We start from the raw sequence: 18,106 nt of genomic DNA, 5'->3' as shown, positions 1-18,106 counted from the left end.
AGACAAGGCGCAAAACGCAGGGAAGGGTGGTTCCCTTTTCAAGTTTTGCAACGCCGTATGGCACTCTTGGAGGCGCAACCCGAAGGGCTGGGCCCGTGAGCGAAACGTCAACAGGCCTAGCGCTTGCTTGGTTATGCTGGAGCAAAGCATAGCCCCGCCCGACGGGTCAATTGCGCCCCCCTTCGAGGAGTTACCCATGGCCAATTCAGATGACATCGTTATTCTCTCCGCCGCTCGCACCCCGATGGGCGGCATGCTCGGCAGCCTGGCGAGCCTCACCGCTCCCGAGCTCGCCGCGGTGGCGATCCGCGCCGCCATCGAGCGCGCCGCCATCGAGCCCGACGAGATCGATGAAGGCTTTCTCGGCTGCGTGCTGCCCGGTGGCGTCAAGCAGGGGCCGGCACGCCAGGCGATGCGTCAGGCCGGCATTCCCGACCAGGTCGGCGCCACCACCATCAACAAGCTGTGCGGCTCGGGCATGAAAGCAGTGATGCTGGCCCATGATCTGATCCGTGCAGGCAGCGGCGAGCTGATCCTGGCCGGCGGCATGGAGTCGATGTCCAACGCGCCGCATATCCTGACCAAGGCACGTAGCGGCTATCGCCTGGGCCACGGCGAGCTCAAGGACCATATGTTTTACGACGGTCTCGAGGACGCCGAAACCGGCCAACTGATGGGCGCCTTCGCCCAGCAGGTCGCCGACCAGCGTGGCTATGCTCGCGAGCGCATGGACGACTTCGCCATCGCCTCGCTGGAGCGCGCCATGGCCGCCCATGAAGCCGGTCACCTGGCGGCCGAGATGGCGCCGGTCACGGTCACCTCGCGCAGCGGCGAGACGCTGGTGGAGCATGACGAACAGCCGTTCCAGGCCAAGCTCGACAAGATCCGCAGCATGCGCCCGGTCTTCGCCAAGGACGGCACCATCACCGCCGCCAACGCCAGCTCGATCTCCGACGGCGCCTCGGCGGTGATCGTGGCCAGCCGCGCTGCGGCTCAGGCCCACGGCCTGACGCCCATCGCTCGGGTGCTCGGCCACAGCACCTTCTCGCGCCACCCCAGCGAGTTCACCATCGCACCGGTGGGCGCCATTGCCTCGCTGCTCGAGCGGCTCGACTGGACAGTCGAGGATGTCGATCTGTTCGAGGTCAACGAGGCCTTCGCCGTGGTCACCCTGATGGCCATGGACGACCTCAAGATTCCCCACGCCAAGGTCAACGTCTTCGGCGGTGCCTGCGCCCAGGGCCACCCTGTCGGCTCTACCGGCTCGCGGATCATCGCCACCCTGATCAACGCCCTGCGCGTCACCGGCGGCAAGCGGGGTATCGCCAGCCTGTGCATCGGTGGCGGTGAAGCCACGGCGATTGCGGTGGAACTGACCGACTAAGCGCTGTCCGGGTGCGCCCTCGCCAGCGAGGGCGCCTACCTCCGGGGTCGCCATCTCACTGCAAGACCCTATATACGCTTGAGCATATATGCTTTGACGTATATCATGGTGGCATTGTTACCCAAGCAGGATGCATGCCATGACAGCACCCCAGGAATCCCAGGCACCCAGCGTCTCCGAGGGCATGGGAGTGTTCGAACGCTTCCTATCGCTGTGGGTGGCGCTGGCCATTGTCGCCGGCATCCTGCTCGGTCAGTTCGCGCCGGCCATTCCCGAAATGCTGTCGCGCTTCGAGTATGCCCAGGTATCGATCCCGGTAGCGATCCTGATCTGGGCGATGATTTTCCCCATGATGCTGCAGATCGACTTCACCTCGATCCTCGGCGTGCGCCGCCAGCCCAAGGGGCTGATCATCACCACCTCGGTGAACTGGCTGATCAAGCCGTTCAGCATGTTCGCCATCTCCTGGTTCTTTCTGATGGTGGTCTTCGCGCCGCTGATCCCCGCGGAGCGCGCCAGTGAATACCTGGCCGGCGCCATCCTGCTGGGCGCCGCCCCCTGCACCGCCATGGTCTTCGTGTGGAGCTATCTGACCCGCGGCGACGCCGCTTATACCCTGGTACAGGTGGCAGTCAACGACCTGATCATGCTGTTCGCCTTCGCCCCCATCGTGGTCTTCCTGCTCGGCGTCTCGAATATCCAGGTGCCCTGGGACACGGTCATCCTGTCGGTGGTGCTGTATATCGTCATCCCGCTGGCCGCCGGCTACCTGACGCGCCAGGCGCTGATCAAGCGGCGCGGCATCGAGTGGTTCGACAACGTCTTTATGAAGAAGATGGCGCCGATCACCCCCATCGGCCTGATCATCACCCTGGTGCTGCTGTTCGCCTTCCAGGGCGACGTGATCATCGCCAACCCGCTGCATATCGTGCTTATCGCGATCCCGCTGATCATCCAGACCTTTCTGATCTTCTTTATCGCCTACGGCTGGGCCAAGGCCTGGAGGGTGCCTCACAACGTCGCCGCACCCGGGGCGATGATCGGTGCCAGCAACTTCTTCGAGCTGGCGGTGGCCGCCGCCATCGCCCTGTTCGGCCTGCAGTCCGGCGCCGCCCTGGCCACGGTGGTAGGCGTGCTGGTGGAGGTACCGCTGATGCTGGCCCTGGTGCGCATCGCCAACAAGACCCGGCACCACTTTCCGACCGCCGATGCACCAGTCGCCGCCGAGGCAAAAGGCTGACCCGGGATCACCGCCCGAACCGGTGAGTGGCGACACCCCCTCGGGTCGACACGTTGAACGGGGCACTTGGCCTGGGCGGAAACAGCCTCTAGTCTCGAAAGACGCTCCCCTTCCCTGGCCCCGACATGCATCCCCAGCGCGCCCGACTGCACAATGAACTCCATGCCCGGCCCTCGATCTACTTCGAGGACCCGGCGCATATCCATCACTACGCCTTCCTCGACGACGACGGCATCGCCGCGGACATTCTTGGCCGGATCTCAGAGGTGGCGGGAAAGACCCCGGACATCGAGGCCGCCCAGGAGATTCTCGACCTCGGCGACCAGACCTTGAAGTGGGAGCGCCATACCGAGTTTTTCACCCTCACGCTGCTGGTCGCCAGGTCCGAGCGTGGCGAGACCTGGCCATCGCCCCCGCCGCTGCTGGCGGACATCGTTGCCAAGCATAGCCGGGCGCTGATCAACGCCAGCCTGATCCTGGTGGAGGCCGAGGACGCCTGGAGCGGCGACGCCGAGGCCTACGGCTTTCGCGATCCCGCCGGTTCGAGCTTGGGCGATGGCGGGGCCACGGTGTGGAGCGACTTCCGGCTCACCGCGGCAGGCGTGAATCGTCTACTGTTGATCAACCGAGGCCTGAATGCCTTCCGCCTAGGACGCATGACCCGTCGGCTGCTGGAGATCGAGACCTATCGCATGATGGCGTCGCTGGCCCTGCCTGTGGCCAAGGAGATGAGCCTTGAGCTGCACGATTACGAGTTGCAGCTCGGCGATCTATCGGAGCGTAATACCGCGGACAAGGAGGTGAGCTACCGGCCGCTGCTGGCAGCGATCTCCGCGCTCTCGGCACGGCTCGAGAATGCCGGTGCTCGCTCGCGCCAGCGCTTCAGCGCTACCGAGGCGTATGCGCGGATCGTATTCAACCGCATCGAGGAGCTACGCGAGGAGCGCTTGGGCGACCGTCCTCGCCTGGGGACCTTTATCCTCAGACGCTTCCGCCCGACCGTGCACTACTGCGCCGCGATCAATCAGCGCCAGGAAAATCTGGCGGAGAGCGTGGCCCGGCTAAACGATCTGTTGCGGACCCGCGCACAGGTTGAGATCGAGGAGCAGAACTCAGCGATCCTGCAAAGTCTCAACGAGCGCACCAGCAGCCAATTGAAGATCCAGAAGGCGGTCGAAGGACTATCGATCATCGTCATCAGCTACTACCTCTTCAGCCTGTTCAAACTCGGGCTGCAGAGCCTCGACGCTTTGGGCGTCGTGATTGAGCCGATCGTCGCGGCAGCGGTGCTCGGGCCCTTGGGTCTGGGGATCATCGGCTTGCTGGCCTGGCGCATACAGCGCGTCAAGAATCACTGATCACTGCCCACCGCCCACCGCCCATCCCCTTCCATGAGATCCAGACCTGCTGCCTATGCTGGGCCCGCAAGGATCCCGAGCTTTCTGGATCGCTATTCCCATCTCGTCATCGTGTTTGACCCACTGTCTGCTGCTTACACGCCTTCTCTTGATGCACGTCACGCTGACGGGGCCAGTTGTTGTGCTAAATAGAGGATCACTCCTCCGCGATAGTCCCCTACCATCAAAAGGATTTCACCATGCCATCTCGCGACGTCGTCATCTGCCATCCCGTTCGTACCGCCATCGGCACCTACGGTGGCAGCCTCAAGGACACCCCCGCCACGGATCTGGGCGCGCGAGTCATCCAGGAAACCCTGTCTCGATCCGGCCTGGCCGCTGACAAGGTACAATCGCTGATCATGGGGCATGTCATCCAGGCCGGCTGTCGCATGAACGCCGCCCGCCAGGCCGGTATCGGCGGCGGGCTGCCGGTGGAAGTGCCGGCGCTCACCGTTAACCGGGTCTGCGGCTCCGGCGCCCAGGCCGTGGCCAGCGCCGCCATGGAGATCTGGAGCGGTATGGCCGACTGCGCCATCGCCGGCGGCATGGAGAACATGGACCGTGCGCCCTATATCCTCCCCCAGGGCCGCTGGGGCGCGCGCATGGGCGACGTGACCATGCACGACACCATGCTCTTCGACGGCCTCAACGACGCCTTCAGCGGCAAGCACTCCGGCTGGCACACCGAAGACCTGGTCAGCCGCTACGCCATCTCCCGCGATGACCAGGATGCCTGGGCACTGCGCTCCCAGCTGAACTTCTCAAAGGCCCAAGAGGCCGGCCACTTCGATGCCGAGATCGCCGGCATCGAGCTCACCAGCCGCAAGGGCACCACGACATTCGCTCGTGACGAGCACAACCGCGGCGACACCACTGCGGAGTCCCTCGCCAGGCTCAAGCCGGCCTTCCGCAAGGAGGGCACCATCACCGCGGGTAACGCCCCGGGACTCAACAGCGGCGCGGCGGCGATGATCGTCGCCGAGCGCGACTGGGCCGAAAAGCAGGGCCTCACCCCCATGGCCAGGCTGGTGGCCTTCGGCGTCGGCGCAGTGGAGCCCGACTACTTCGGCATCGGCCCGGTGCCAGCGGTCAAGCAGGCCCTCGAGCGCGCTGGCTGGTCGGTGGGTGATCTCGACCGGGTGGAGATCAACGAGGCCTTCGCCGCCATCGCCCTGGCCTGCCAGCGCGAGCTCGGCCTGCCGCAAGAGATCGTCAATGTGGAGGGCGGCGCCATCGCCCACGGCCACCCCATCGGCGCCAGCGGCGCGGTACTGACCACCCGCCTGTTGCATGCCATGCAGCGCAACGGCGAGCGTCGCGGCATCGTCACCCTGTGCATCGGTGGCGGTCAGGGCATCGCCCTGGCGCTGGAAACGCTCTAGGCCTCTCGGCTTCCCGTATCTCGACACCGGGAGCCTTAACGCCGCAATACAGCTTGCCGCAAGAGCGGGTGCCTTGAAGACGTCACTGAGGAAAAGCGATAGATCAGGGCGCTGACAATCCGGATTCAGCGCCCGCTTCCCTCTGCCCCGAACGCCTCGCTGAGCGAGCCCTGGTAGCGCCAACCGTCCGGCACCCGCAGCTCATGGCTGTGACTGCCGGCCAGGCGGCAGATCGCCACGCTGGGCGGCGTACCACCGATGCCGATATTGGTGGTCTCGAAGGTCAGCCAATCGCAGGGGGTGATCAGGCCGCGCTTCTGGTCGGCAAAGGCAATATCCTCGAAATTTCCCTCCCAGCCAAAACGCAGCCCTAGCGTCACCAGGCGATCCACCAGGCCCCGCACCTCGGCCGGGTCGAACAGGCTGATGCTGACCAGCTCGTCGTCGGAGCATACGCCCGATTGCGGCAGGCTGGCGCCCAGGGCGCCCCAGCCACCAGCGACCCGTGTCTCGACTGCTGCCGCGCGAATCAGTATTGCGGTGGCTTCCACTAGTACCGCCATCTCGACTCCTATCGCTCTTGTTGGCGTGCCCTAAGCAAAGAGTGAGCGAGTCACGCCGGGAAATTGACCCAAGGCAAGTAATCGCTCACAAGCCCTTACACTTTGGGCTAATTCGAGTGGCAAACAGGAACTCCATCTGCCAAGCTCACTGACACATATGGAAATATGAATATTACGATAACAATACCACCTGACGAATCATCATGCCGCATTCAGCCACGCCCTCACACTCGACAGCGATGCATGCGATACCCGGCGCCGCCTGGGTAGCCTCGCGCTGCCTGCAGGCGCCACCGCATCCGCTCTCCTGCACGCGCTGCCTCGACGCCTGCCCGGCTGAGGCGCTGGCCTTCCATGAGAACGCCAACGGTGGCGTTTCTCTACTGGCCAGCGACGCCTGTCACGGCTGCGGCCAGTGCCTGCCGGCCTGCCCCAGCGAAGCCCTGGTCAGTGCGGAGGTCGATGCCCTGATCGCCACACAGGCACCGGGCCAGCCTCTGCGACTGGGTTGTCATCGCAGCGCCAGCGACAGCGACCTAAGGCGTCTGCACTGCTTACGCATACTCGGCTCCGACACGCTGGCCTGGCTGGCGACACGCACGGCGCCCGAGGCTTTCAGCCTCTGCCTGCCCAGCGACTGCCGCGACTGCACGGCCGCGCCACAGCATGCCGAGGACACTTGGCGACATGATGCCGAGGCGCTGGCAACGGTTCATATCGTGCCGGCCCGCGCCAGCTATCGTCCTGCCCGCGCCGGGGTGAGTCGTCGTGACCTGCTACGTGGCCGACCCAGTCCGCGACCGCCGGATATTGCCTGCGATGACATGGCTCCCAAAGCACGGCGGCTGCAGCGCTGGCTGGCAGTCACCGAGACGCTGGGTGAGGCCCCGGTATTGCCGGCGATCAGCCTGAACGCCGACGCCTGCCAGGCCCACGGCGTCTGCGCCAGGGTCTGCCCTACTCAGGCCCTGCAGGAGACGCCCGCCGGCGAGCTGAATTTCGACCCCCAAGCCTGCCTGGACTGCGGCCACTGTGTAGCCGCCTGTCCCGAGGGCGCGCTTGCTCCCGGCAACTCCGACAGTACGACAGCGGTGACGCTGCGCCAGGCCCAACGAGTCGACTGTTTCCTGTGCGGGCGACCCTTCGCTGCGCGCAAGAGCGACGCAGAAGAGCACGAGAACACCCCCATCTGCCCAGCCTGCCGACGGGAGTCGGCACTGATGCAGGAGAGCTTTGATGGCCTGTTTGGCTAATATCCCGAGGGAGATCCGATGAAACTGTTCCAGACCCTGATCAACCGGCGCCGCTTCCTGCAGACGTCGGCCGCGGTGGGCGCTACCGCGGGTGTTGCGACAGCGGGTTTTACCGGCCTGAACGGACTTGCTCCCGCGCCGGAGGCACGCGCCCAGACGCGGCGCGGCGAAACGGTCGTCACCAAGAGTATCTGCGCCCAGTGCCCGGCGCGCTGTGGCATCGATGTCTACACCACCGACGGACGGGTGCACGCGATCTACGGTGACACCGGCAACCCCATCGCCAACGGCAAGCTCTGCCCCAAGGGCCACCTGGGTAGCTACTTCCTCTACGACCCGGACCGCTTCAAGGGTCCCATGAAGCGCACCAATCCCAACAAGGGGCGTGACGAAGATCCCGGCTTCGTGCCCATCTCCTGGGACGAAGCGCTGGACATGGTGGCCGAGCGGTTGAATGTTCTGCGAGCCAAGGGCGAGTCGCATCGCTTCGCTCACTTCTATGGCCGCGGCTGGGGTTCATCGGACGCCGGCCTCTACGGCGATTTCGGCCAACTCTACGGCACCCCCAACTCGGCCATCGGCCACTCCTCAATGTGCGCCGACGGCTCCAAGAAGGCCAAGCAGGCCACCGACGGCAACAACTCCTATAACAGCTACGACTACCGTCGCACCAACTACCTGCTGATCATGGGCGCAAGCTTTCTCGAGGCCTTCCGCCCCTATAACAACGTGATGCAGATGTGGGGCGAGATGCGCAGCAAGAGTCCCAAGACCCGGGTAACCACCGTGGACGTGCGCATGAATCCGACCATGGCCGCTTCCGACCGGGCGCTCTACATCAAGCCTGGTACCGACGGCGCCTTCGCCCTGGCGGTGGCCCACGTGATTCTCACCGAGGGACTCTGGGATCGCGAATTCGTTGGCGAATTCAGCGACCCCAACCGCCGCTTCGTCGCCGGTGAAACCATCGATGCTGACGACTTCGAGGAGCGCTGGATCCATGGCCTGGTCGAGTGGTGGAACCAGGAGCTCAAGGACCGCACCCCCGAGTGGGCCGAAGAGGTCACCACCATTCGCGCTCGCGACATTCGCCAGACCGCCATGGAATTCGGCTCAACCCGTCCGGCAGTGGCACTGTTCGAACGCGGGCCCACCGGCCATAGCAACGGCACCTACAACGGCATGGCGATCCACGCCCTGAATGCCCTGGTCGGCTCGCTATTCGCCGAAGGTGGTCTCGGCTACCAGATGGGCGTGCCCTACGGGGATCTGCCTGTGAGCGCCAACGACTACACCGACAGCTACTCCCGCAACGGCGCCTGGCGCAACCAGCCGCGCATCGACATGGCCCGCACGGGTCGCTGGCCCATGGCCGACAACATGATGCAGGAGACGGCCAGGAATCACCTGGCGGGCGAGCCCTACACCCTCGACACCGCCATGTTCTTTTATACCAACCCGATCTGGTCGTCGCCCGACCCCAAGGAGTGGGAAGAAGCACTCAAGAACGTGTTCGTCATCGACACCTCGCCCTACCCCGGCGAGACGGCGATGTTCGCCGACCTGGTACTGCCGGAGTCCACCTATCTGGAGCGCCTGCAGGATTCGCCCACCTACCCCTTCGAGGGCTGGCCGATGACGGCACTGCGGGTGCCGGCGGTAGAGCCGATCTACGACACCCGCCACTTCGGCGACATCCTGATCGGCATCGGCCAGCGCCTCGACGGGCGCATCGGCGAGTACTACCGCGAGCTGGACAGCGTCGAGAACATGCTGCGCCACCGCGCCGCCGGCTTCGCCGACAATCCCGGCGACAACGGCGTCACCGACTTCGAGAGCTGGAAGGAGCAGGGCGTCTGGTACCAGAAGCCCTATCACTATCGCTACCACCGCGGCGACTTCTATCGCTGGGACGGCCAGCGCCACTCGATCCGCATGAGCGAGGAGGAGGTCAAGGAGACCCTTTTCAAGACCCCCAGCGGCAAGTTCGAGGTGAAGTCCGGGTTTCTGGAGGCTCACGCCGAGTACATCGAGCTGGAACTCGGCATTCCGCGGGACCGCGTTGGCCTGATCCAGTGGCTCGAACCGGTGCACAGCGGCGGCGACGGCGATCTGTTCTTCGTCACGCCCAAGACGCCACTGCACGCCGAGGGGCGCGGCGCCAACATTCCCCATCAGATGGCGATCCACCAGCCCATCGCCGGGGGCCGGGGCACCGTCTATCTGGAGGTACACCCGCAGACCGCCAGGGAGCGTGGCATCGGCAACGGCGACTGGGTACGTATCACGTCCGACCTGGGCAGTATCGAGGCCGAATGCCGCTTCGTGGCCGGCCACCGCCCGGACACCATCGTGCTGCCCTTCGAGTTCGGCCACTGGGCCCAGGGCCGCTGGGCCAAGGGGCGCGGGCCGGGCCACTCGGGTGAGGTGACCCGCAACGTCTCCGACCCGATCTCCGGGCTCGCCAGCTACTACTCCGGCAAGGTCACGCTCGAGCGGGCCTGACACCCGCGCTGACTCTGGACACCCTGACCGAACAAGGCTTGAGGATAACGACTATGGCAAAGTGGGGAATGGTCATCGACCTGGACAAGTGCACCGGCTGCCAGGCCTGCACCACCGCCTGCTCGATGGAAAACAACACCCTGCCGGGCGAGAGCTGGCAGGACGTGCTCTTCTACAACGCCGGGGAGTACCCCAGCGCTCAGATGAAGTGGCTGCCACGACCCTGCATGCAGTGCGAGAACCCCTCCTGCGTGCACGTCTGTCCGACCCGGGCCACCTACAAGGACCCCGACGCCGGCGGCATCGTCTTCGTCGACTGGAACAAGTGCATCGGCTGCAAGTACTGCATGATCGCCTGCCCCTACGGCGTGCGCTTCTACTCCGACGAGCAGCCGCTGATCGAGCCCGATATTCGCGACGCCTATCCCGGCGAGAACGGCCAGCTGTGGAGCCCCCCCTACCAGAACCCCGAAGAGGACTGGCGGCGAGGCATCGGCATCCAGCCCAAAGGCGTGGTTTCCAAGTGCACCTTCTGCTACCACAAGGTCAAGCATGCTCCCGAGGGTATTGCGGATCTCGACGAGGACAACCCCGCGGTCAAGGAGTACGTGCCGGCCTGCGTGCGCACCTGCGCCCCCAAGGCTCGCTACTTCGGCGATCTGGACAACCCCGAGAGTCAGGTCAACCGGCTGATCGGTGACAAGCACGGTGTCCGCCTCAAGGACCATACCGGCAACAAGCCGCAGGTCTACTACCTTGGCGCTGGCGCCGGCATCCCGGCCTTCACCCCCACCGACAGGGAGCATGACGCATGAACACACTCAATATGCGTTCCAACGCCTTGCAGGGCTCGCTGGGCTGGGGGCTGCTGGTAATAGCCGGCATAGCGTTAGTTGCCAGCCTCGGTTTCGCGCTCATGCAGCTGATCACCACCGGCCATACCTCCTTCAATACCAGTTCCAATCTACCCTGGGGGCAACCGATCGCCACCTATCTCTACTTTGCCCTGGCCTCGTCGGGACTGGGGCTGATCGCCTCACTGCCGCTGGTGTTCGGCTTCAAGCAGTACTATCCGGTGGCCAAGCGCTGCATCTTCCTGGCCTTTATCGTGCTGATCTCGGGGATGAGCGTGCTGGCCCTCGAGCTCGGTCATGTCTTTCGCATGCTGTGGGCCATACCGCTGAATCTGCAGGTGCAGTCGGCGATGTTCTGGATGGGTGCCTTCTACGCCCTGGACCTGCTGTTCCTGCTGTGGAAATTCAGCAAGCTGCAGGGCGGCGAGTGGGATAGCAAGACCGCCAAGCAGGTCGGCATTGCGTCGTTCATCGGGGTACTGCTGGCCAGCGGCAACCTGGCGCTGATCTTCGGCATGATGAGCATGCGTCCCTTCTGGTTCGATGCCCTGCTGCCGATCTACTTCTATTTCACCGGCGTGACCAGCGGCGTGGCCGCCCTGGTGTTCTTCACCTACCTGGCCCACGGTTTCAATCGCCAGCGCATGCCCAGCCCCCTGCAGGCCCTGCTGAGCGGCGCCCTGCCCAAGCTGTTCGCCGCACTGATCGGTGGCACCCTGCTGTTCATTGCAGCGCGCGCCATCACCGGGCTCTACAGCAACAACCCGGAAGTCAATCTGGTATGGACCGACTACCTCTTCGCCTCGCCGCTCTACAACGCCGCCCTGCTGCTGGGCCTGCTGCTGCCTTTCGTGATAATGCTCAGCGCTTCGCTGCGCAACCGCACGGGCGTGCAGGTGCTGGTGGCCTGCCTGGTGTTCCTGGGGCTGTTCGCCGAGCGCTTCTATTTCGTGGTGGGTGGCCAGGTGGTGCCGCTGTTCAAGGGCACCTGGGAGCCCAGCCTGCTCAGCTACAGCCCCTCCGCCACGGAGTGGTCGCTAACGCTGATCGGCTGGTCGCTATGCTTCGTGCTCTACCTGCTCGGGGAGAAGTACCTGAACCTGGGTGACATGCCACGTCAGATAGCCGAGGCGCCGGCCGGCGCTCGGGCAGGCACGCTATGAGAGGCCTATCATGACCGATCAGTCGACATGTCCCGATCTGCTGCCCGCCGCCGAGCTCTATCTTTGCCTGGCGCGAGCCCTGCTCGCACCACGGGCCGGGGTTACCCTCGATGAGCTCAAGGGGCCCCTGCTCGAGGATCTCCATAGTCTGGCCGATGGGCTTCCAGCGCTTCAGGTCGAGCGTCTCGACAAGCTCGCCCAAGCCCTCGACGACCTGCTGAACGACGAGCGGCTGATACTCGGCTATAGCCGGCTGTTTCTAACGCCCCCGGCCCCCGCCCCGCTCAATCTCGGCGCCTACCTGGACGGCGCCCTGATGGGCCAGAGCACCCAGTCGATGCTGGCCCTCTACCGCCGCCACGGCCTGGAGCGCGACCCGGCCTTTCACGACCTACCCGACCACCTGTCGCTCAACCTGCAGTGGCTGGCCTGGGTCTACAGCGAGGCCATGGAGGCCAGAGATGCTGGCGAGGAGACCACGCCGCTAATCAGCGACGCCGTGACCATGCTACGCGATATCACCCTGCCCGCCCTGGCGGCGCTGCGCGGCAAGCTGGCTCAGACAAATCCGGAGGATACGTTAACGCGCCCCTGGCGGCAGCTGATTGATCTGGCCTACGACCAGCTCAAGTATGACTTGTCGCGCCTCAAATCCGTGCTGCCTGCGCCCACCCCGAGGGCAAGTCAGGAGCCCTCGCGTGCCAGCGCTCGGGATGCCATCACTACCTTCGAGGCCAGCGAGGCTCCGCGGGAGACGTTGACCTGCCGAGCCTGCGGCGAGGCTTTCGAGAGCGACCCGGTGCTGGCGGAGATGCGCCAACGGCTGGCCACCGCCGGGGTCAGCGCCGAGCATATGACGGTCTGTCCGCGCTGCCAGGGTCGCAGTGCCGCCTCAACCTCGCTCAGGCCGCCCGGCGCCGGCCTCAAGGCCTGGCAGTGACACCCCCGAACCTCGAAACAGGAGTCGCCCATGACGCCAATCGCCCCCCTCTGCGAGATCACCGCCGAGTATGTGCTGACCGACAAGGATGGCGAACGCCTGGCCGCCTCGACCCCCGCGACGCCGCTACGCTATGTGCACTGCAGCGGCCAGATGCTCCCGGCGCTGGAAGCGGCCCTGGAGGGTCGCCGGGCCGGCGAGGAGATCCGCGTAACGCTGACACCAGAGCAGGCCTATGGCCCCCATCGGCCGGAGCTGGTCTTCGAAGCGGTGCGCGAGAATTTGCCGCCGGGCCAGGAGATCCGCGTCGGCATGACGCTGACGCCGGGCGGTCAACGGGGCAAGTTCTCGCTAAAGGTGTTGAAACTGACCGAGCGCGGTGCACTGCTGGATGGTAACCATCCGCTGGCGGGTAAAGCGGTATGCTGGTGGTTAAAAATTCTCGGGGTCAAGCCGGGCAATCAGCGGCCGCAGGGGGAGCTGGATTATCAACCGATTCACTGGGTCGCCGTCGATGAGTGACATTACCGCGCCGCGCTGACCTCAGCACAGCGCGGCGCGGCGTTCAGGGCGGCCACCCATCGCTGCCAGGCGCGCCTGTAGCGCTTCCAGCCGAGCCGTCTCCCCGTCGGCGGCTGCTTCGAGGGTGGCCAGGATCCAGTCGGGGAGTGTCGGCATCACCCCGTAGTAGACCCATTGCCCTTCCCGGCGATCGATCAGCACCCCGCAGGTGCGCAGTTGCGCCAGATGGCGCGACACCTTGGGCTGCGACTCATCGAGTGCATGCGTCAGTTCGCAGACGCACAGCTCCCCCTCGCGATAAATCAGCAGGGTCAGCAGCAAACGGGTTTCGTCGCCGAGGCACTTGAAGAGTCGGGCGGGTTCCAGCGATAGCACGAGATTTCCTTCCCATCATGATCGGCAGGTATCTTACGCGATTGGCGCCACGCCCAACAGCGTGCTGCTCTGGCCGGTTTCGCTTATGGCTTCTGTTACGCTAGCGTCTAGACGAATACATCAAGGAACTTACCTATGCCGAATCTGCTGGTTTTCCTGGGCTCGGCCCGCGACAGCACACCGCCCTCTCCCGCCCGCCTCGGCCTCCGGGTGGCGCGCGCCTGTGTCGGCCTCCTGGAGGCTAACGGCGCCAGCGTCGAGCTGATCGACCCGCTCGATATCGATCTTGGCTGCATTTTTAAACCCCATTTTTCTTACTCCAAGTCGCAGGTTCCCGAGCCCCTCGACGCCCTGGCCACCAAGATCGCCGCCGCCGATGGCTATGTGATGGTCAGCCCCGAGTACAACCACGCCATGAGCCCGGCCCTGGCGCATCTGCTCAATCACTTCGGCAGCTCGAACTTCGCCTTCAAGCCGAGCGCCATTGTCACCTACTCCGCCGGCCAGTGGGGCGGCGCCCGCGCCGCGGTGGGCATGCGCACCTTCCTCTCGGAGCTGGGCTGCCTGCCGGTGTCGGCGATGATTCATGTGCCCAAGGCCCAGGAAGTGCTGGAGGAAAACGGCCGCTTCGTTGAGGATGCCGAGCGCTGGAGCGACTACTTCGGCCGCACCCTTGGCCAACTCGGCTGGTGGGCCGAGGCCTGCGCCCAACACCGCGCGGTCCATGATCCCCATCAGGTGTCGCCCGCTTTCCGCCAGGCGCCCGCTCAGCGCAACGCCCCCTGACCGCTAAGGCGAGCGTTGATGCGTGATCGAATGGAGCGCCACCAGGCCTGGATCTATCTGCTATTTATCCTCGCTGGCCTGGGGCTGGGGCTATGGCAGCCGCTGCTGGCGACAGCGCTTGAAGCGATGCTGTGGCCGCTGCTCGGCGCGCTGCTGTACGCCACCTTTACCCAGATCCCGCTGATCCATATTCGCCGCGGCGTCAGCGACTGGCGCTTTATGGCCGCGCTGCTGCTCGGCAACTTCGTGCTGATTCCGCTGCTGGTGGGCAGCGCGGTTGCGCTGCTGCCGCTGTCGCCGGCGGTGCAGGCAGGCGTGCTGTTGGTACTGCTGGTGCCCTGCACCGACTGGTTTATCAGCTTTACCCACCTCGGCAAGGGCGATGTGGGCAGGGCCATTGCGGCCACGCCGCTGCTGCTGCTGGTGCAGATCGTGGCGCTGCCCGCCTACCTGTGGCTGTTTCTCGGCCCGGGCTGGTTCCAGATCGCGCTCAGCAGCCAACTACTCGGCGCCTTCGCCGGCCTGATCCTTGCCCCCCTGGCACTCGCCTGGCTGACCGAGCGACTCGCCCAGCGCCGAGCGGCGGCCAGGCACCTGGTGCAGGGACTGGGTCTGCTGCCGGTGCCGCTCCTGGCGCTGGTGGTGCTGGTGATCGCCGCATCGCAGGTCAACAGCGTGGTGGGGCTGAGCGGGGTACTGCTGCAGGTGCTGGCGATCTTTCTCGCCTACCTGCTGCTGGCGGCGCTGCTGGGCAGGCTGCTGGGGCGGGGGTTCGGCCTGGCGGCGGGGGCGGCGCGCACCCTCACCTTCAGCTTCGGCACCCGCAATTCGTTCGTGGTGCTGCCCATCGCCCTGACCCTGCCCGAGGTGTGGCAGGCCGCGGTGGTGGTGATCGTGTTTCAGTCGCTGGTCGAGCTGTTCGGGATGGTGGCCTATCTGCGCTGGGTGCCGAGTCGGCTGATTCCCTCTCGCAACCCTCCCTGACACTCAACACAGCGCCGCACGCCGCTCCGGACGGTTGCCCATTGCGGCGAGCCGCGCTGCCAGTCGCTCGAGCCGCTGGCCATCCCCCGCCGCGGCGGCACTCAGTACCTGCAGCGCCCACTCGGGCAGATCAGGGGCCAGGCGATAGTAGACCCACTGGCCGTCGCGCTGGTCGACCAGCAGGCCGCAGCCCCTCAGCTGCGCCAGGTGTCGCGATACCTTGGGCTGCGACTCCTCGAGGATATGGGTCATTTCGCAGACGCACAGCTCACCCTGCTGCTGGATCAGCAGCATCAGCATCAGGCGGGTGTCGTCGGCCAGGCATTTGAACAGGCGTAGCGGTTGCACGGTGTCTTCTCTCCTCTTTGACCTGTCCCCGGCGTTCTTCGCCCAGGGGCAATGGCGGTAACCCTAGCCTAATCAGCGACCGCGGTATCAGCCTGGCGCGGCAGCGCCCATGCCATTAGCGCGCTGGCGGCGACCAGCCCCGCCGCCACCCACAGGCAGGCGCTGAGGCCGTGGGCCATATAGAGCCAACCGGAGAGCAGCGTGCCGATCAACCGCCCCATGGCGTTGGCCATATAGTAGAAGCCGACGTCCATCGATACGCCGTCGGCGCGGGCGTAGTGCACGATTAGATAGCTGTGCCAGCTGGAGTTGATCGCAAACAGCACCCCGAAGGCCAGCAATCCCGCCACCAGCCAGCCCACCGCGGTCAGCGGCAGCAGCGCCAGCGCCACACCGAGGAGTGCCAGGGCCGCGGCCCAGCCGGCGGTGATCACCCGCGCCTCGCCGCTCATCAGCCGAGTCAGCTTGGGCGCCTGGGTCTGCACGCCACCGTAGCCGATCACCCACAGCGCCAGCAGGCCGCCCACGGTCCACTGGCTCCAGCCGTGCTGCTCATACAGAAATACCGGCAGCGCCACCACGAACCACACATCGCGGGAGGCAAACAGGCAGAGTCGCGCCGCCGACAGCACGTTGACCGCCCGCGACTTGGAGAACACTTCGGAGAACTTGGGCTTGACCTTCTGACGCCCCAGGTCGGCGCGCAGCCGCCATAGCGACAGCCCCAGCACGCCGCTGAGCATCAGCGCCATGGTCAGCACAGCACCCTGGAAGCCGATCAGCGTAAGCAGTAGCCCGCCGATAAAGAAGCCCAGCCCCTTGAGGGCGTTCTTGGAGCCAGTGAGCAGCGCCACCCAGCGGAAGAGCGCGCTGCCGGCGCTGGCACTCTCCTTGGGCACCAGCACCTTGACCGCGCTCTTGGCACTCATCTTGTTGAGGTCCTTGGCGATCCCCGACAGCGCCTGGGCGGCCATCACCCACACCACGGTCAGCATGCCGACGGGTACCAGCAGCATCGCCAGGGCGACGATTTGCAGGCCGAGGCCGACATTCATGGTGCGGTTGAGTCCCAGCCGCGCGCCGAGCCAGCCGCCCACCAGGTTGGTGACCACGCCGAACGCTTCGTAGAACAGGAACAGCATGGCCACTTCCAGCGGTGAGTAGCCCAGCTGGCTGAAGTAGAGCACCACCAGCATGCGCAGCGCGCCGTCGGTGAGGGTGAAGGCCCAGTAGTTGCCGGTGATCAGCAGGTACTGGCGCACCTCGAAGGGCAGCTGCTTGACCCGCGCCAGCAGCGACATCGCCTCAGCCACGAGCCACCTGCACGCCGCCCATCTTCAGGGCCAGCTCGGCGGTGCGGTTGGCGTAGCCCCACTCGTTGTCATACCAGGCGTAGAGCTTGAGCTGGGTGCCGTTGACGACCATGGTCGAGAGCGCATCGATGATCGAGCTGCGCGGGTCGGTGCGGTAGTCGATGGAGACCAGCGGACGCTCCTCATAGCCGAGGATGCCGGCCAGCGGACCGTCGGCGGCGACCTTCAAGGCGGCGTTGACCTCCTCCACCGTGACCTCGCGCTCGAGTTCGAACACCATGTCGGTAAGCGAAGCGTTGGCCAGCGGAACGCGTATCGCGTGGCCGTTGAGCTTGCCCTCGAGCTCCGGGAAGATCGCGGTGATCGCCTTGGCCGAACCGGTGGTGGTGGGAATAAGGCTCATGCCGCAGGCCCGCGCCCGGCGAAGATCCTTGTGGGGGGCATCGAGAATGGTCTGGGTATTGGTGATGTCGTGCACCGTGGTCATCGAGCCGTGGCGAATGCCGTAGGTCTCGTGGATCACCTTGACCACCGGCGCCAGGCAGTTGGTGGTGCAGCTGGCCGCAGTGACGATGCGGTGCTGGTCCGGGTCATACAGGTTGTCGTTGACGCCCACCACCAGGTTGAGCACGCCCGCCTCCTTGACCGGCGCGCTGACCACCACCCGCTCGACGCCCTGCTCGAGATAGGCGTTGAGTTTCTCTTGCGTCTTCATCTTGCCGGAACACTCGATGGCCACCTGGCAGGCCGACCAGTCGCTGTCGCTGAGCTCGCGATGGGCGCTAAAGGCGATGCGCCGGCCGTCGATGACGATGGCGTCCTGCTGCGCGACGATGCCCTGCCCCGGCGACCAGTGGCCGTGGACCGAGTCGAACTCGAGCAGATGGGCGAAGGTAGCGGCGTCGCCACCCGGGTCGTTGATACGCTTGATCTCGACCTGTCCGGACTCGACGTGCGCCCAAAGGCTGCGCAGGGCCAGGCGGCCGATACGCCCGAAGCCGTTGATGCCGATGTTTACGCTCATGCTCTTTTCTCCACCAATAGTGACAACATCGCTACCTCCATATATATAAAATACCATATGTGTAGCGGCC

17 protein-coding genes are annotated in these 18,106 nt (G+C 65.3%); 12 read left to right on the top strand and 5 right to left on the bottom strand.

Annotation, left to right across the window (positions count from 1 at the left end; genetic code table 11):
* The first annotated feature begins 196 nt into the window (after positions 1-196).
* From IEI94_RS08615 to IEI94_RS08600, 4 genes are all read left to right on the top strand, one after another.
* Positions 197-1,384 (top strand): acetyl-CoA C-acyltransferase, encoded by a 1,188-nt coding sequence (locus IEI94_RS08615; protein WP_191166881.1) that lies wholly within the window; start codon positions 197-199, stop codon positions 1,382-1,384.
* Positions 1,385-1,523: 139 nt separating this feature from the next.
* Entirely contained in the window at positions 1,524-2,624 is a 1,101-nt protein-coding gene (gene arsB, locus IEI94_RS08610) for an ACR3 family arsenite efflux transporter (protein WP_191166880.1), read from the top strand.
* 125 nt (positions 2,625-2,749) lie between these two features.
* Positions 2,750-3,982, top strand: a complete 1,233-nt coding sequence (locus tag IEI94_RS08605; protein ID WP_191166879.1) for a DUF3422 domain-containing protein — start codon at positions 2,750-2,752, stop codon at positions 3,980-3,982.
* Positions 3,983-4,221: 239 nt separating this feature from the next.
* Entirely contained in the window at positions 4,222-5,406 is a 1,185-nt protein-coding gene (locus IEI94_RS08600; RefSeq protein WP_191166878.1) for a thiolase family protein, read from the top strand.
* Between the two features lie 125 nt (positions 5,407-5,531).
* Here IEI94_RS08600 and IEI94_RS08595 read toward each other — a convergent pair whose 3' ends face one another.
* On the bottom strand, positions 5,532-5,969 hold the full coding sequence (locus IEI94_RS08595) for a hypothetical protein (protein WP_191166877.1): 438 nt from the start codon (positions 5,967-5,969) through the stop codon (positions 5,532-5,534).
* Positions 5,970-6,172: 203 nt separating this feature from the next.
* Here IEI94_RS08595 and IEI94_RS08590 point away from each other — a divergent pair, with 203 nt between their 5' ends.
* Genes IEI94_RS08590 through IEI94_RS08565 form a run of 6 tightly spaced genes read left to right on the top strand, consistent with a single transcriptional unit; the run spans position 6,173 to position 13,206 of the window.
* Positions 6,173-7,222 (top strand): ferredoxin family protein, encoded by a 1,050-nt coding sequence (locus IEI94_RS08590; protein WP_191166876.1) that lies wholly within the window; start codon positions 6,173-6,175, stop codon positions 7,220-7,222.
* Positions 7,223-7,240: 18 nt separating this feature from the next.
* Positions 7,241-9,727, top strand: a complete 2,487-nt coding sequence (locus IEI94_RS08585) for a molybdopterin-dependent oxidoreductase (protein WP_191166875.1) — start codon at positions 7,241-7,243, stop codon at positions 9,725-9,727.
* A gap of 53 nt (positions 9,728-9,780) precedes the next feature.
* Positions 9,781-10,542 carry a 4Fe-4S dicluster domain-containing protein gene (locus IEI94_RS08580; RefSeq protein ID WP_224750008.1) on the top strand — a complete coding sequence of 254 codons (762 nt, stop codon included), beginning with the start codon at positions 9,781-9,783 and terminating at the stop codon, positions 10,540-10,542.
* Positions 10,539-11,744, top strand: coding sequence for an NrfD/PsrC family molybdoenzyme membrane anchor subunit (gene nrfD, locus IEI94_RS08575; RefSeq protein ID WP_224750007.1), 1,206 nt, complete (start codon positions 10,539-10,541; stop codon positions 11,742-11,744). Before IEI94_RS08580 ends, nrfD begins: the two co-directional genes overlap by 4 nt.
* A 10-nt stretch (positions 11,745-11,754) precedes the next feature.
* Positions 11,755-12,684 carry a molecular chaperone gene (locus IEI94_RS08570; protein ID WP_191166874.1) on the top strand — a complete coding sequence of 310 codons (930 nt, stop codon included), beginning with the start codon at positions 11,755-11,757 and terminating at the stop codon, positions 12,682-12,684.
* Between the two features lie 30 nt (positions 12,685-12,714).
* Positions 12,715-13,206 carry an FKBP-type peptidyl-prolyl cis-trans isomerase gene (locus IEI94_RS08565; protein WP_191166873.1) on the top strand — a complete coding sequence of 164 codons (492 nt, stop codon included), beginning with the start codon at positions 12,715-12,717 and terminating at the stop codon, positions 13,204-13,206.
* Between the two features lie 21 nt (positions 13,207-13,227).
* Here IEI94_RS08565 and IEI94_RS08560 read toward each other — a convergent pair whose 3' ends face one another.
* Positions 13,228-13,581: a metalloregulator ArsR/SmtB family transcription factor gene (locus tag IEI94_RS08560; RefSeq protein WP_191166872.1), complete on the bottom strand. Its 354-nt coding sequence runs from the start codon at positions 13,579-13,581 to the stop codon at positions 13,228-13,230.
* A gap of 135 nt (positions 13,582-13,716) precedes the next feature.
* On the opposite strand from IEI94_RS08560, the gene IEI94_RS08555 reads away from it, so the two are divergent.
* Entirely contained in the window at positions 13,717-14,367 is a 651-nt protein-coding gene (locus tag IEI94_RS08555) for an NADPH-dependent FMN reductase (protein WP_191166871.1), read from the top strand.
* Between the two features lie 18 nt (positions 14,368-14,385).
* The gene (locus IEI94_RS08550; RefSeq protein WP_191166870.1) at positions 14,386-15,351 is read left to right on the top strand and encodes an arsenic resistance protein; all 966 of its coding nucleotides are present in this window, start codon (positions 14,386-14,388) and stop codon (positions 15,349-15,351) included.
* 3 nt (positions 15,352-15,354) lie between these two features.
* On the opposite strand, the gene IEI94_RS08545 is transcribed toward IEI94_RS08550, so the two are convergent.
* The 3 genes from IEI94_RS08545 to IEI94_RS08535 all read right to left on the bottom strand — a co-directional run bounded on the left by IEI94_RS08545 (position 15,355) and on the right by IEI94_RS08535 (position 18,036).
* On the bottom strand, positions 15,355-15,699 hold the full coding sequence (locus IEI94_RS08545) for a metalloregulator ArsR/SmtB family transcription factor (RefSeq protein ID WP_191166869.1): 345 nt from the start codon (positions 15,697-15,699) through the stop codon (positions 15,355-15,357).
* Positions 15,700-15,767: 68 nt separating this feature from the next.
* On the bottom strand, positions 15,768-17,000 hold the full coding sequence (arsJ, locus tag IEI94_RS08540) for an organoarsenical effux MFS transporter ArsJ (RefSeq protein ID WP_191166933.1): 1,233 nt from the start codon (positions 16,998-17,000) through the stop codon (positions 15,768-15,770).
* Between the two features lie 4 nt (positions 17,001-17,004).
* On the bottom strand, positions 17,005-18,036 hold the full coding sequence (locus IEI94_RS08535; RefSeq protein ID WP_191166868.1) for an ArsJ-associated glyceraldehyde-3-phosphate dehydrogenase: 1,032 nt from the start codon (positions 18,034-18,036) through the stop codon (positions 17,005-17,007).
* Positions 18,037-18,106 lie beyond the last annotated feature (70 nt).

It is taken from the genome of Halomonas sp. ML-15 (assembly GCF_014779595.1).
Classification (GTDB): domain Bacteria; phylum Pseudomonadota; class Gammaproteobacteria; order Pseudomonadales; family Halomonadaceae; genus Franzmannia.
This window is presented reverse-complemented; position numbering and strand designations above follow the sequence as displayed.

What these genes read in the sequence shown, in the direction of transcription:
- IEI94_RS08565 (WP_191166873.1), top strand. Translation starts at nt 12,715, where the DNA reads ATGACGCCAATCGCCCCCCTCTGCGAGATCACCGCCGAGTATGTGCTG.
- IEI94_RS08595 (WP_191166877.1), bottom strand. Translation starts at nt 5,969, where the DNA reads ATGGCGGTACTAGTGGAAGCCACCGCAATACTGATTCGCGCGGCAGCA.
- arsB (WP_191166880.1), top strand. Translation starts at nt 1,524, where the DNA reads ATGACAGCACCCCAGGAATCCCAGGCACCCAGCGTCTCCGAGGGCATG.
- IEI94_RS08585 (WP_191166875.1), top strand. Translation starts at nt 7,241, where the DNA reads ATGAAACTGTTCCAGACCCTGATCAACCGGCGCCGCTTCCTGCAGACG.
- IEI94_RS08555 (WP_191166871.1), top strand. Translation starts at nt 13,717, where the DNA reads ATGCCGAATCTGCTGGTTTTCCTGGGCTCGGCCCGCGACAGCACACCG.
- IEI94_RS08605 (WP_191166879.1), top strand. Translation starts at nt 2,750, where the DNA reads ATGCATCCCCAGCGCGCCCGACTGCACAATGAACTCCATGCCCGGCCC.
- nrfD (WP_224750007.1), top strand. Translation starts at nt 10,539, where the DNA reads ATGAACACACTCAATATGCGTTCCAACGCCTTGCAGGGCTCGCTGGGC.
- IEI94_RS08580 (WP_224750008.1), top strand. Translation starts at nt 9,781, where the DNA reads ATGGCAAAGTGGGGAATGGTCATCGACCTGGACAAGTGCACCGGCTGC.
- IEI94_RS08550 (WP_191166870.1), top strand. Translation starts at nt 14,386, where the DNA reads ATGCGTGATCGAATGGAGCGCCACCAGGCCTGGATCTATCTGCTATTT.
- IEI94_RS08570 (WP_191166874.1), top strand. Translation starts at nt 11,755, where the DNA reads ATGACCGATCAGTCGACATGTCCCGATCTGCTGCCCGCCGCCGAGCTC.
- IEI94_RS08590 (WP_191166876.1), top strand. Translation starts at nt 6,173, where the DNA reads ATGCCGCATTCAGCCACGCCCTCACACTCGACAGCGATGCATGCGATA.
- arsJ (WP_191166933.1), bottom strand. Translation starts at nt 17,000, where the DNA reads ATGTCGCTGCTGGCGCGGGTCAAGCAGCTGCCCTTCGAGGTGCGCCAG.
- IEI94_RS08535 (WP_191166868.1), bottom strand. Translation starts at nt 18,036, where the DNA reads ATGAGCGTAAACATCGGCATCAACGGCTTCGGGCGTATCGGCCGCCTG.
- IEI94_RS08615 (WP_191166881.1), top strand. Translation starts at nt 197, where the DNA reads ATGGCCAATTCAGATGACATCGTTATTCTCTCCGCCGCTCGCACCCCG.
- IEI94_RS08600 (WP_191166878.1), top strand. Translation starts at nt 4,222, where the DNA reads ATGCCATCTCGCGACGTCGTCATCTGCCATCCCGTTCGTACCGCCATC.